The organism is Sphingopyxis sp. JAI128 (genome assembly GCF_014207235.1).
Taxonomy (GTDB): Bacteria; Pseudomonadota; Alphaproteobacteria; order Sphingomonadales; family Sphingomonadaceae; genus Sphingopyxis.
Genome location: NZ_JACHDA010000001.1, coordinates 1 through 13,408 on the forward strand (window position 1 = coordinate 1; position 13,408 = coordinate 13,408).

12 protein-coding genes and 1 pseudogene are annotated in these 13,408 nt (G+C 64.3%); 8 read left to right on the forward strand and 5 right to left on the reverse strand.

The features are described 5' to 3' along the window. Window positions 1-402 (reverse strand): annotated as a pseudogene (locus HDC35_RS00005) (IS5 family transposase); the annotation flags it as partial. A 297-nt stretch (window positions 403-699) separates the two neighbouring features. On the opposite strand from HDC35_RS00005, the gene HDC35_RS00010 reads away from it, so the two are divergent. The 5 genes from HDC35_RS00010 (at window position 700) to HDC35_RS00030 (ending at window position 5,354) form a co-directional block, all read left to right on the forward strand. Next, entirely contained in the window at window positions 700-1,422 is a 723-nt protein-coding gene (locus HDC35_RS00010) for a hypothetical protein (RefSeq protein WP_184642845.1), read from the forward strand. Further along, window positions 1,419-2,582, forward strand: coding sequence for a S9 family peptidase (locus HDC35_RS00015; protein ID WP_184642846.1), 1,164 nt, complete (start codon window positions 1,419-1,421; stop codon window positions 2,580-2,582). The genes HDC35_RS00010 and HDC35_RS00015 overlap by 4 nt, the downstream gene beginning before the upstream one ends. A 250-nt stretch (window positions 2,583-2,832) precedes the next feature. Beyond that, window positions 2,833-4,050 carry a DUF3419 family protein gene (locus HDC35_RS00020; RefSeq protein ID WP_184642847.1) on the forward strand — a complete coding sequence of 406 codons (1,218 nt, stop codon included), beginning with the start codon at window positions 2,833-2,835 and terminating at the stop codon, window positions 4,048-4,050. Between the two features lie 2 nt (window positions 4,051-4,052). After that, window positions 4,053-4,712: a class I SAM-dependent methyltransferase gene (locus tag HDC35_RS00025; RefSeq protein ID WP_184642848.1), complete on the forward strand. Its 660-nt coding sequence runs from the start codon at window positions 4,053-4,055 to the stop codon at window positions 4,710-4,712. A gap of 48 nt (window positions 4,713-4,760) precedes the next feature. Beyond that, the gene (locus HDC35_RS00030; protein ID WP_184642849.1) at window positions 4,761-5,354 is read left to right on the forward strand and encodes a GNAT family N-acetyltransferase; all 594 of its coding nucleotides are present in this window, start codon (window positions 4,761-4,763) and stop codon (window positions 5,352-5,354) included. Window positions 5,355-5,359: 5 nt separating this feature from the next. Here HDC35_RS00030 and HDC35_RS00035 read toward each other — a convergent pair whose 3' ends face one another. The 4 genes from HDC35_RS00035 to murI all read right to left on the reverse strand — a co-directional run bounded on the left by HDC35_RS00035 (window position 5,360) and on the right by murI (window position 9,553). Then, window positions 5,360-6,631, reverse strand: coding sequence for a YceI family protein (locus HDC35_RS00035; RefSeq protein ID WP_184642850.1), 1,272 nt, complete (start codon window positions 6,629-6,631; stop codon window positions 5,360-5,362). Window positions 6,632-6,702: 71 nt separating this feature from the next. After that, a complete protein-coding gene (locus HDC35_RS00040; protein ID WP_184642851.1) occupies window positions 6,703-7,392 on the reverse strand; it encodes a nitroreductase in 690 nt (229 codons plus the stop codon). Beyond that, window positions 7,389-8,609, reverse strand: a complete 1,221-nt coding sequence (gene hemA, locus HDC35_RS00045; RefSeq protein WP_184642852.1) for a 5-aminolevulinate synthase — start codon at window positions 8,607-8,609, stop codon at window positions 7,389-7,391. The genes HDC35_RS00040 and hemA overlap by 4 nt, the downstream gene beginning before the upstream one ends. A gap of 137 nt (window positions 8,610-8,746) precedes the next feature. Further along, window positions 8,747-9,553: a glutamate racemase gene (gene murI / locus HDC35_RS00050; RefSeq protein ID WP_184642853.1), complete on the reverse strand. Its 807-nt coding sequence runs from the start codon at window positions 9,551-9,553 to the stop codon at window positions 8,747-8,749. 137 nt (window positions 9,554-9,690) lie between these two features. Here murI and plsY point away from each other — a divergent pair, with 137 nt between their 5' ends. The 3 genes from plsY (at window position 9,691) to HDC35_RS00065 (ending at window position 13,052) form a co-directional block, all read left to right on the forward strand. After that, entirely contained in the window at window positions 9,691-10,293 is a 603-nt protein-coding gene (gene plsY / locus HDC35_RS00055) for a glycerol-3-phosphate 1-O-acyltransferase PlsY (protein WP_184642854.1), read from the forward strand. Continuing rightward, entirely contained in the window at window positions 10,290-11,375 is a 1,086-nt protein-coding gene (gene dprA / locus HDC35_RS00060) for a DNA-processing protein DprA (protein WP_184642855.1), read from the forward strand. The genes plsY and dprA overlap by 4 nt, the downstream gene beginning before the upstream one ends. A gap of 111 nt (window positions 11,376-11,486) precedes the next feature. Further along, window positions 11,487-13,052 (forward strand): VWA domain-containing protein, encoded by a 1,566-nt coding sequence (locus HDC35_RS00065; protein ID WP_260397363.1) that lies wholly within the window; start codon window positions 11,487-11,489, stop codon window positions 13,050-13,052. The last annotated feature ends 356 nt before the right edge of the window (window positions 13,053-13,408 follow it).

Here is a 13,408-nt window from a genome sequence, read left to right on the forward strand (position 1 = left end):
CATCGGTCACGGCATGAAGTTTGGTGTTCATACCGCCCTTCGTCCGGCCGATCAGGCGTCCCGGACCCCCTTTTTTACCCCAAGGCTCGACGCCGTGCGGTGGGCCTTCAAATAGGTCGCGTCAATCATGATCGTCTTGCGCTCTGGCGCCTGCGGTGTCGCCAAGCCCTCCATCATGCGGATGAAGACGCCTTTGTCGCTCCACCGCTTCCAGCGATTGTAGAGCGTCTTCGCCGGGCCATATTCTCTCGGCGCATCGCGCCACCTCAGCCCATTGCGGTTGACGAAGATAATGCCGCTCAAAACCCGCAGGTCATCGACACGCTTGCGGCCATGGCTCTTCGGAAAATAGGGCTGAAGACGCGCCATCTGCTCGTCCGTCAGCCAGAATAAATCGCTCAAATTCAGGCTCCTTCCCGGCCGCCTGAATCATAATCGCTGCCTCAAATCAATGGGTCCTGACCCTAGTGCCGCCCCTATCCAGATTATCCAATGATCATATTTCGGCGTGCGAGTAACGCACCGGGCCTTTCCATTCCAGTGGCTGGTGATAGGTAATTTGTTGCGAGCAATAAATTGGGGGCATGAATGCGGTGTAAAACAGGGCAACGATTTCACGCGACCGCGCGAACTCGATACAAGATAATTCTATCCGCGCTTTTCTTTTCCGCCTGCGGCACGCCAGCGCTCGCGGACAATATGAAACCGACGGAATCCGGTAGCTTTATTCCCCTGCCGGTCAGTGCCTTTGCCGAGCTTCCCTTTGTCGAAGATGTGGAGCTGTCGCCCGACGGCACCCAGTTGGCGGGACTCTTCGGGATCGGAGGCGAGCAGCGCATCATGATGATGCCGATCGTCGGCGACAGGTCCAAGGTGGTCGTGATCGCCGTTCCGGATCAGACCCAGGTTGCCTGGATTCGCTGGGTTGGCAACGACAATGTCGTCGTGGGCCTATCCGCGCTTTTGCCGGTCGAGACCGATCGCTGGTATATATCGCGCCTGATCGGCATCGACCGCGGCACCGGAAAGATAACCAAGCTCCTGTGGGACCTTGGCGGGCAGAATGCCTCTGATGTTCTGTGGATGCCAACCGATGGCAGCAAGGAGATACTCGTTGCCGCTCAAAGCTCGATCTACGGCAACACCCCTGGCTTCTGGCCGGCGGTTTATCGGGTTGACGTGGCGACCGGGCGCAAACGTGTAGTCGAAAAGGGCCGGACCGATGTCATCGACTGGGGCGCCGATCATCTCGGCCGCGTGCGTTTCGGCATCGGCTATCGCGACGCGACGACCAAATCGACCCTGCTCTTCCGATCGAGCGGTGAACGCGCGTTGCGTGTCATCGACAGCGCAAAACTCGGTGACGAAGAGGAACTGACCATCCCTTTTACTTCGTCCCCGACAGCAATCGCGGCTTCGTGATCAAGGAGAACGCAAGCGGTCGATCAGCAGTCGTCGAGATCGACATTCCGACCGGTAAGGACGTGCGAACGGTTTATGCCGATGACGAAGCGGATGTCGAACGCGTTTTGATGGCGTCCGACGGATCAAAACTGCTCGGGGTCAGCACAAGCGATCGGGATACGCCGCTGCGCTGGCTCGATCCGGCGATGGCCGCTCATCAAAAGACGCTTGAAGCGGCATCGCCGAATTCGGTCGTGCGGGTTCAAAGCTTCAGCGACGATCAAAAAAAGTTGCTCGTCCGGTTCAGCACGCCCGACAATCCGGGCCTGCTCTTCTATTACGATACGGTGACCGGCGACCTTATCAAGCTGGCAGCGATGAACGATACGCTCGACGGCAAGCGTCTCTCGCGGGTCAAGATGATCCAGTACAAGGCACGCGATGGGCTGGAGATCGAAGGCGTGCTGACGATGCCGCGCGGGCGGAGCAGCAAGAATCTGCCGCTCGTCGTCATGCCGCATGGCGGGCCGTGGGGGCATGACACGCTGACCTACGATTATTGGGCCCAGTTTCTTGCCGAGCGCGGCTACGCCGTGCTCCAGCCCAATTTCCGCGGATCGACCGGTTACGGAATTGCCTTCGAAAAGGCCGGCCAGGGACAGCTGGGCTTCGCGATGCAGGACGACATTACCGACGGCGTGCACTGGGCCGTTGCGGAAGGGATCGCCGATCCCAAACGTGTCTGTATCGTCGGCGGCTCATATGGCGGCTACGCGGCGATGTGGGGGATCGCGAAGGACCCTGACCTCTATCGCTGCGCGGTCTCGATCAACGGCGTCGCCAACCTCCGCCGCGAAGTCAACGACTTCGGCGGCATGATACGCGAGCGCCTCTATCGCGGGCAGTGGCAGAAAATGACCCCCGACTTCGCGGCAGTTTCCCCGATCAACGCCATAGCGCGGATCAAAGCTCCGCTGCTGCTGATCCATGGAAAGAAGGACGTGACGGTCGACCATGCTCAGTCGGCACGCATGTATTCCGCCATGACGAAGGCGGGCAAGGCTGTCGAATTTATCTCGGTTCCGCTTGCCGACCATTATTTTACGCGGGAAGCCGACCGGATGACATTGCTCATGTCGATCGAACGCTTCCTCGCCAAGCATAACCCGCCCGACTGACCAGCGTTAGGGGAACACCCACAAAACGTTCGACGAGTACAACATATCAAACGAACCCGCCAAGCAAGGCATCTTCTCGCCTTAAATCGAAACTTCAAGCGGGTTATAATAATGGTGTGCCCGCGAAGTCGGGAACGACGAACGGTTTTTTCTTCGCTGTCTTCATTTCGTAAACGAACTGACGCGAGAACAGCATCGACTTCTGGCATGCGCGGCCCCGGACCCACCTTGTTCCGGGAGACTCGATTCCATGGCCAGTCAGCCCAATCGCAAGATCGCCGCCGCCGTCGTTCGCGAAGATGCCGAGCCGACGCAGCGCCTGCTCGACCGCGCCTTCGCGCTGGCCTTCCGGGGGCTCGTCTATGCGCAGATATGGGAAGATCCGGTCGTGGATATGGAGGCGCTGGACATCCAGCCCGGCAATCGCATCACGACGATCGCCAGCGGCGGTTGCAACGTCTTCTCCTACCTCACCGCCGATCCGGCGGAGGTCGTCGCGGTCGACCTCAATACCGCGCATGTTGCGCTCAATAATTTGAAACGCACCGCGGCGGTACGGCTTCCCGACTATCCGAGCTTTCGCCGCTTCTTCGCCGACGCCGATAGCCGCGACAATGTCGCTGCCTATCGGAGCCATATCCGTCCGCACCTCGACGAAGTGAGTCGCCGCTATTGGGAAGGGCGTGACCTGATCGGACGCCGCCGTATCAACGGCTTTGCGACGGGGCTCTACAAGCGCGGGCTGCTCGGTCATTTCATCGGGGCCGCGCACCTGCTCGCTCGTATGATGAAGGTCGATCCGCGCCTGCTGCTCGACGCGCGCGACATCGACGAGCAGCGGCGCATTTTCGAAACGAAATTCGCGCCCTTCTTCGACAGGAAGTTCGTCCGCTGGGTCACCGATCAACGCTCGTCGCTGTTCGGGCTGGGCATCCCGCCGGCGCAATATGACGCGCTCGCGGGCGGCAAGCCGATGGCCGATGTGCTACGCGCGCGGCTTCAGAAACTGAGCTGCGATTTCGACCTCAAGGATAATTATTTCGCCTGGCAGGCCTTTGGCCGCGGATATGGGCGGGGCGCGGAAGCCCCTCTGCCCCCCTATCTGCAGGAAGCCAATTACGAGGCGGTCAAGATTCGCGCCGAGCGGGTAACGATGTTGCACGCGAATATGACCGACATGCTCGCCGCTTCCGGGGATGCGAGCTTCGACCGCTATATCTTCCTCGACGCGCAGGACTGGATGAGTGACGCGCAATTGATCGCATTGTGGACCGAGGTCACGCGCACGGCGCGAACCGGCGCCCGCGTCCTGTTCCGCACCGCTGCCGAGCCGAGCTTGTTGCCCGGACGGCTCCCCGAAACCTTGTTGGGGCGGTGGGATTATCGCGCCGATGACTCGCGCGGTTATACACGGCGCGATCGGTCCGCGATTTATGGCGGGGTCCACCTCTATATCCTGAAAGGCTGAGCATGATGGCGGGGGAGGGGCATGCCGCACTCATGGATGGCGTTTATCGCGGTCAGCGTCATATCTATGACCTGACGCGCAAATATTACCTGCTGGGGCGCGACCGGTTGATCGACGAATTGATGCCGCCTGCAGGCGGACATGTGCTCGAAATCGGTTGCGGCACGGGGCGCAACCTGATTGCCGCCGCGCGCTGCTGGCCGGGGGCGCATTTCCACGGCATCGACATTTCCGAAGAGATGCTGAAAACCGCGCGCGCGGCGATCGCGCGCGCCGGGCTGGGGCGGCGCGTGAGCGTAGCGCAAGCCGACGCGACCTGCTTCGACCCGCACAGCCTGTTTCGGATCGACCGGTTCGATCGCATCTTTCAGAGCTACACGCTGTCAATGATTCCCGAATGGCAGGATGCGATCCGCGAGGCCGTGCGTCACCTGTCGGCCTATGGCTCCCTGCATATTGTCGATTTCGGCCAGCAGGAGGAAATGCCCGGCTGGTTCCGCGCCGCCCTGTTCGGCTGGCTGGCGCGTTTTCACGTGTCTCCGCGCGCCTTTCTGATCGAGGCGGCACGCGAGGCGGCGAATGATATCGGCGGGCGGCTATCGGTGACCCGGCTTCATCGCGGCTATGCCTGGTCGCTCCGGATCGACCGGCATCCCCGCTGAGCCTTGCCAAGCGGCAGGGCGCCTGCTCTGTTCCCCTACGGAGGCGCGATGACCGAAACGATCCTGCCTGCGGGGGACGACGAACTGCCCGCGGTCGCCGAAACGCTGACACAGGCATTTCAGACCGATCCGGCGCTGTCTTGGATCCTGCCCGATGCGAGTCATCGCGCGCGTGCCTTGCGCAGCCTTTTCCGGACGCTCATTCCCGCCGACATGCGCGCGGGCTTGGCGCTGCGTGCGGCGGGCGACGAAGCGGCGGCACTGTGGCGCGCGCCGGGGAAAGCGCATAGCGGCGGCCTGGAATTCCTGCGTACGGTCGTCCCGCTAGTCGCAACCTTCGGCTTGGCGCTGCGGCGCGGGCTGTCCGTGCAGGGCAGCATCGACGCACACCGGCCGAAAGGGAGCTTCTGGTATCTCCATTATGTGGGCGTGCGTCCCGCGCATCAGGGCAAGGGCCACGGCGGACGGATCATCCGGGCACAGACGGCGGTGGCCGACGCCGAAGCGATGCCATGTTGGCTCGAAACGGCGACGTCCGAAAATGTGCCGCTTTACGAGCGGCTGGGCTTCGTCACCCAAGCCGAATGGGACATCGCCGGCGGCGGTCCGCATTTCTGGGGGATGATGCGGCCGCCGGGCTGAGGAATTCAGGACGCAGGGCGCGTCGCGCTGAACGAAAAATCGATATCGACGCGGGCGGCAATAGCATCGGTCGCCGCCCATTCGCCCTGACCGACGCCGAACGCCGTGCGGTCGATCCGGGCAGTACCGGCCACCCGCGCGCGGTCGCCGTCGATGCGGAGAGCGAAGCGTAGCGTTGTCGGCTTTTCCACCCCGCGCAGGTCGAGCGTGCCGCGCGCCTCGTAGCGCTCGCCGCCGAGGTGCCGGATGTCGCGTGCCGTGTAGACGGCCTTGGGGTGCGTGCCGCTGTCGAAGAAATCGCTGCCCTTCAGCGAATCGTCGCGCTGTCCGTCGCCGGTGTCGGCGGAGGCGAGGTCGACGGTGACGCGGATGGCCGATTTGGGCAGGTCGTCGGGGCTGAACCGGATCGCGGCGCGCCAGCGGCCGAAGCGGCCGTCGACCGCCTCGCCGTTCCAGCGGGCGGTGAAGCCAAGCCGGCCGCCCGAGGCGACCGTCCAGTCGGCGAGCGGCTGCCGGCTTTCCTCGGCTTCGGTTTCGGCTGCGGCTTCGGGTGCAGGCTTTTCGCTTTCCATGTCGGCGGCTGCCGGTTCGGCGGCGATTGGCGCTGCGGGCACGATCGGCGCGGCCGCCTGCGCCGCACCGGGTTTCGCGGAAGGCTGGCTCTTGTCGGGATAGATGATGGTGCCGACGGCAAAGGTTGCGGCGACGAGCGCCAGCGCGCCGGTCGCGGCGCCTCCCGCTTTCCCGCGTGCAAAGGGGATCATCCGCTGGAGTTCGGGCTTGCCGAGCAACCACTGATGACGAAGCGCGCCCGCGATATGGAGCAGGAACAATCCGATCGCGAGCCACGCCATCGCGCCGTGGATGCTTTCGGCGGGTTCATGCCAAGCGCGCCCGATGGGCAGGTGCGGCCAAGGGACGATCCCGTATAGCAGCGTCGGGACCTGCACTCGCGCGGTCGAGACGAGCAGCCAGCCCGTGAGCGGGCCGAGGATCATGACGACGTAGAAGAGCCAATGGACGGTATTCGCGAGCATGCGCGTCCACGCCGGACCCTCGGATGCGGGCGGTCGCGGCGTGAACAGGCGTGTCGCCAGCCGCGCGAGGCTGAGCAGCAGGATCGTGATACCGACCGATTTGTGAAGCTGATAACGCGCGAAGAGTTCGGGGCCATTATCCCCTTCGAGCGTCCAGCCGAGCGCGATCTGGAAAGCGAGGAGCAGCGCGATGAGCCAATGGAGTGTGATGGCGGTATAGCTGTAACGCGTTGCAGGCATGGCGATCCTTCTTCGACGGCGTAGGATTCACGCCTTACCTATCGCCTCGCGGAGGGGCTGTCGCTGGCGAATCAGTCGTCGAAACCGACGAACCGGACTGCTTCGTCGACGCTTTTGCGGTTCGACACCACGGCATTCGCCGGGAAATCGGCATCGGGCCAGCCCATCGCGACGCAGATCATGATCACCTGATCGTCGGGGATTTGGGCATGTTCGCGCACGACCGGCGACTGCATGATCCCTTGGCTGTTGATTACGCAACCGAGCCCGCGCGACCAGGCGGCGTTGACCAGCGCGTTCGTGACCGCGCCGCAGTCGAACGGCGCGATGTCGCTTCCGAGCAGCACACGGTCGTACGTCACGACGACACTGACCGGCGCGTCGAACTGGCGAAAACCGCGCAGCACCCAATCCTGCCGCGCATCCTTGTCTTCGCGCGCGATTCCCATCGCGCCGAACAATTGCTTGGCGATCTCGATCTGGCGCGTGCGGTGGTCATCGGCGATGCCGTCGAAGCGGCGAAATTCGCGGCTGTCGGGCTTTCCGGCAAGAATGCCGTCGGTATTGCCCCTTCGGATGGCGGCGAGCGGCTTGCCGGTGACAACCGCAAAGTTCCAGCACTGGTTGTTGAATGATGAAGGCGCGCGCATCGCGACCTCGAGAATCTCGGCGATCAACTCGCGCGGGACAGGCTTGTCGAGAAAGCCGCGGATCGAGCGCCGCCCGACGACGACCTCGTCGTAAGCGGGCGCGGGTTTCACGCGGCCTTCTGGAGCTGCAGTTCGAGACGGTCCCAGATTTCGACGAGCGCGCTCGTCAGCTCGCGCATCATCGCTTCATCATGCGCCGGCCCGGGCGTGAAGCGCAGGCGTTCGGTGCCGCGCGGTACGGTCGGGAAATTGATCGGCTGCACATAGACCCCATATTCGGCGAGCAGAATGTCGCTGATCTTCTTCGCGCGCACCGGGTCGCCGACCATCAGCGGGACGATGTGCGTCGTCGAATCCATCACCGGCAGGCCCGCGTCGCGGAAGCTCTGCTTCAGGTAAGCGGCGGCTTCTTGCTGCGCGTCGCGTTCGACGCTCGACGATTTGAGGTGGCGCACGCTCGCGAGCACGCCCGCGACGAGCACGGGCGACAGGCTGGTCGTGAAGATGAAGCCCGGCGCGTAGGATCGGATCACATCGACGATATTCTTGTCGGCGGCGATATAGCCGCCCATCACCCCGAATGCCTTGCCGAGCGTGCCTTCGATGATCGTGACGCGGCTCGCGGCCTCGTCGCGATCGGTGATGCCGCCACCGCGCGGGCCGTACATGCCGACGGCATGGACTTCGTCGCAATAGGTGAGCGCGTTATATTTTTCGGCAAGGTCGCAGATCGCGTGGATCGGGGCGACGTCGCCATCCATCGAATAGACGCTCTCGAAGGCGATCAGCTTCGCGGCCTCGGGGTCGTCGGCGGCCAGCAGTTCCTCGAGATGATCGAGATCGTTGTGGCGCCACACGCGCTTTTCGCAGCCCGAATTGCGGATTCCCGCGATCATTGATGCGTGGTTGAGCTCGTCCGAATAGATGATGCAGTTCGGCAGCAGCTTGCCAAGCGTGCCGAGCGTCGCCTCGTTCGAGATATAGCCCGAGGTGAAGAGCAAGGCGCCGTCCTTGCCATGCAGGTCGGCCAGTTCATGCTCGAGGTCGATGTGATAATGCGTGTTGCCGCCAATGTTGCGCGTGCCGCCCGAACCGGCGCCGACGTCGTGCAGCGCCTCTTCCATCGCCTCAATAACCTTGGGATGCTGTCCCATCGCAAGATAGTCGTTCGAGCACCAGACGGTGATAGGCTTCGGCCCGTTGTGGCCGGCGAAGCAGCGTGCGTTCGGAAACGCGCCCTTGTTGCGCAGGATGTCGATGAAGACGCGGTAGCGCCCCTCTTCGTGCAGCCGGTCGATCGCGCGTGCGAAGATATCGTTGTAATTCACGTTTCAGCCCCGCAGTCAGGTGCCAGTCCAAGCTGTTCGGCCGCTCCCTCCGGCGGCTATTAACACGCGGGCCAATAACGCCGAAGACTTCAGAAAGCCAGTGCGAACGATTCGCAGCACTTGGGCAAATCGTCCTATCAGATGGTTTCGATCACGCCGATGCCATAGGGAGCGAGCGCAGCGAGCGGCGGGGGCGGTCGGTCCTTGCTGCGCGTAAACACCGCGATGCCGGGTGCGTACCGATCGGGCCATTCCTGGCCCTTAGTCAGGTGCGCGATGCGCCGCGCGATACCCGCCGCGCCGTCGATCAGGCGAACATCGGGACCTGCCGCGGCCTGCAATTCCTCTTGCAACAGTGGAAAGTGGGTACATGCCAGGACGATCACGTCCATCGTATCGCCGCCGTGCTGGTCGCGCAGGCCCGCGATCGCCCGCGTTATGACGTCGGGATCGATCGCCTCGCCGCGCAGCTTCGCTTCCGCGCCGGTGACGAGCCCCGGGCTGCCGTGGCGCAGGACAGTCTTGCCGCGCGCGAAGCGCGTGCCGAGATCGTCGACATAGGGCTGGCGCACTGTGGCCTCGGTCCCGAGCACGCCGACCACACCGCTTTTCGTCATTTCGGCCGCCGGCTTGATCGCAGGCACCGTGCCTACGATCGGCAGGTCGAGCGCGGCGCGAACATGCGCGAGAGCAATCGTCGAGGCGGTGTTGCATGCGATAACGGCGAGCCGCGGCTGGTAGCGTTCGACAAGCCGACCAAGCAGCGCAGGCACGCGTGCCGCAAGTTCAGCCTCGCTCTTCTGCCCATAGGGTAGCCCGGCATAGTCGGCGGCGTAGACGATCGGCGCGGTCGGTAGCAGCGCGCGGGTCGGGCCGAGCACGGTGAGCCCGCCAAGGCCGCTGTCGAAGAAAAGGATGGGCGCATCGGGAGCGGGGACGTGCATCGGCGTCGCCTAGCAGGCAGCGGCATCGTCTATCAAATCCATTTTGGCGGGGCCGGCGTGCTAATCGATTGATTGCATCGGCGAACATCGCCACATTGACCGAACCGGCGTGAGGCTGAGACGGAGCGGGGATTTCTATGGCGTTGTTTTTGCTGGTCGCGGTCGGCTATCTTCTCGGCTCGATCCCTTTTGGCGTGATCGTGACGCGCCTGTTCGGCGCGGGCGATCTGCGCCGGATCGGGTCGGGCAATATCGGCGCGACCAATGTGCTGCGTACGGGGCGGAAGGGGCTGGCGGCGGCGACGCTGGTCCTCGACGGGGCCAAGGGCGCCGTCGCGGTCCTGCTCGCTCGGCACTTTGTCCCCGAACTGGGCGACCACGCCGCGATGATCGCCGGTGCGGCGGCGATGATCGGCCATTGCTATCCGGTCTGGCTGGGTTTTCGCGGCGGCAAGGGAGTTGCAACGCTGCTCGGCCTCGCGCTCGCGCTTGCCTGGCCGATCGGACTGGTCTTCGCCGTCGTGTGGATCGGCACCGTATTGCTTGCGCGTATTTCGTCATTGGGCGGGATGCTGGGTGCGGTGTCGGCGCCGGTTGCCGCGCTGGCCTTCGGTTATCCGGTCTATGCGATCGGTCTGGCAGGGCTCGCGGTGATCGTGCTCTGGCGGCACCGCGAAAATATCGCGCGGTTGCGCGCTGGAACCGAGCCGCGGGTCGGCGCCAGCAAGGAGCCTGCGTGACTCACGCCGAGCGGCTCGCACGGCTGCGGCTGATCCGCACGCCGCACGTCGGACCCGTAAGCTGGCACCAGCTCATGGCACGCTTCGGATCGGGCGAAGCCGCACTCGATGCCTTGCCCGACCTTGTCCTGCGCGGCGGCGCGGGACGTCCGCGAATCGCGCCGCTCGACATCGCGGAGCGCGAGGTCGAGCGTGTCGCAGCGCTTGGCGCCCGGCATGTCTTCAGCGACGACCGGGATTATTCGCCATTGCTGCGCGAGGTCGAGGGCGCGCCCCCGGTCATGGTGGTGCGCGGGGATACCGCAATGCTGCGCCAGCCGTGCGTGGCGATCGTTGGTGCACGTAACGCTTCGGCGGTCGCATGCCGCTTCGCCCGGCAACTCGCCGCCGATCTGGCGGCGCGCGACATAACGGTCGTCAGCGGCCTGGCGCGGGGGGTCGACACGGCGGCGCATGTCGGCGCGCTTGGCGGAGCGACGGTCGGCGTGATCGCGAGCGGAATCGATATTGCCTTTCCGCCCGAAAATGCCGCGCTGCAGGAAAAGATCGCAAGCGATCAGCTGCTGATCGCCGAACAGCCGCCGGGCGCTGAACCGCTCGCGCGGCATTTCCCGTCGCGCAACCGGATTATCGCGGGGCTGGCGCATGGAACGGTCGTGATCGAGGCGGCGCCGAAATCGGGATCGCTGATCACGGCGCGGCGCGCCGGCGATTATGGCCGAGAGGTGATGGCGGTGCCGGGCTCGCCGCTCGATCCGCGCGCACAGGGCTGCAACCTGTTGATCCGCGAAGGCGCAACGCTGGTCCAGACCGTTGACGATGTGCTGGAAGCGGTCGGCCCGATCGATACGCGTATGGTTCGAGAGCCGCCGTCGCGATATGCTGGCGCGCTTCCATCGTCCGACGCCGGGGACGGCGAGCGCCGAACTCTGGTCGGCCTGCTCGGGCCGACCCCGGTCGCGGTCGACGAGTTGGTTCGGCAATCGGGACAGGCGGCGTCGACCGTGCAACTGATTCTGCTCGAACTCGAACTGGCGGGGCGCGTCGAACGCCATGCAGGGGCAAAAATTTCGCTCCTGTGATCCGGCGCATAGCATCATGACTCGCTGTAAATAACGCTTCATCGCGGTTCAGCCACGGTTCAGCGGCAGGGCGACAGCTTGATGATATTGTGTCACATGGCGGGGAGATTGATGATGCGTAGCCGTTTCATGACGAGCGTTACGATGGTCGCGATTATAGCCGCCGCGCCGCCACCCATTCCTGCGGCGATGGCATATAGCTCTACGACCGGCGAACACGGCTATTGCCGCAATGCCGGCTCCCTGCCGCAACTCGGGCCCGAGGCGCGGCCGCAACAGCAGCAATCGAGCGGCGGAATCAAGACGAAGGGCAGCAAGCGTACGCGCGCCGAGGCGATGCCGACCATGGCGCCGCCGCCTCCTCCGCCGCCGCCCTCGCCGTCGCCGATATACGAGGAGTCCGCGCGCGATGTCGTGGTAACCGGTTCGCGGGTTGACGGCACGGCCCGCGAGGCCACAGCCGGGGCGTCCCCGCCGCCCGCGGGCTCGTCGTCGGACTTTTCGCGCGTTGCTCCCGGCGTCGTGCCGCCGCGTCCCTATCCGCGGCCGCAACCGCAGTCCGGCATTTTGACCGCAGGCGAGCATGACGATCTGCTTAACCCCGAGCTCTATGCCGCCTATGTCGGGCGCAGCGGCGATCTGGGGCAGGAGGTGCGCAGCCTGCCACGCGTCGACACCACGCGCGTCGTGACGGTCAAGGTCAATGATCGCAACGGCCAGCCGGTCCCTTTTGCCGACGTTGTCGTGACATGCAGCGACGGCAACAGCATCACAATGGCGACGCAGGCCGACGGCAGCACGGTCTTTTTCCCCGGCCTTGACCGGCTGAGCGAGCGGATCAGCGTTTCGGCGCGCAAGGCCGGGCGGAGCATCGCCGACGCGCGCCCCGTGCTGGTCTCCAACGCCGCGGGAGGACAACTCGTCGGGCTCACCGCAAACCAGGCGGCGACCAAGGTGACCAAGCTCGACCTGATGCTCGTCGTCGACACGACCGGAAGCATGGGCGACGAGATCAATTATCTACAGGCTGAGCTGCGCTCGATCATCGGCGCGATCACTGCGAAGCATCGCGATCTCGACATCCGGATCGGCTTTGTCTTCTACCGCGACCTGAGCGACGATTATGTTACGCGGACCGTGGCGTTCGATCGCGATATCGGGCGCGTGCAGGGCGTGCTGGCACGGCAGGATGCCAATGGCGGCGGTGATTATCCCGAAGCGATGGACCAGGCGATGATCCGCGCCATCGGGCAGGACTGGCGCCCCGATGCGGTGAAGTCGCTGCTGCTCGTCGCCGATGCGCCGCCGCACGACGACCGGTTCGGGCGGACATGGGCCGCCGCGGAAGCGGCGCGCGCGAAACGCATCCATATCACTCCCGTCGCGGCCTCGGGCGTCGCCGACAAGGCCGAATATGCGATGCGGGCGATGGCGGCGGCGACCCAGTCGCGCTACCTGTTCCTGACCGACGACAGCGGGGTGGGCAATCCGCACGCGCCGCCGGCGGTCGACTGCTATCTCGTGACCAAGCTCGATGCGCTTGTCCGCCGCGTGATCGATAGCCAGATCAGCGGTCGCCGGATCGAGCCCGAAGACCGGGAGATTATCCGCAGCGTCGGCAAATATGATGCGGGTAAATGTATCCTTCCCGCCGATTTCAAATGGCAGAACAGCTGACGCGATGAGGCGCCGGTCTCGGTTGAGGGCGAGTTGTAGAAGAGGCAGACGCCTCGACCGGCGCCGCGAAGGCGGTGCAATCGACGGCGAATGTCGTAGCCGGACTCGCGGCGGCGGCCAATATCGGGCTGCCGCGCTTCGGAAAGACACGCAAATTCCAGTTCACCGCCAAGCCGAGGCTTATGAAGCAGGAGTGGTGAAGGCGGCGAGTCCGCCAAATACATTGCTGGTCGGGCGGCTCGGAGCGCTTCGCGGAAAATCTCCGGCCCGGGCGCTCCGATATCCTCTTGACGGAAGGGCAGGGCGCCCGCCACCCTCGCGCGTACGTACGTAAGAGTTTTCGGGGAACGAATTTT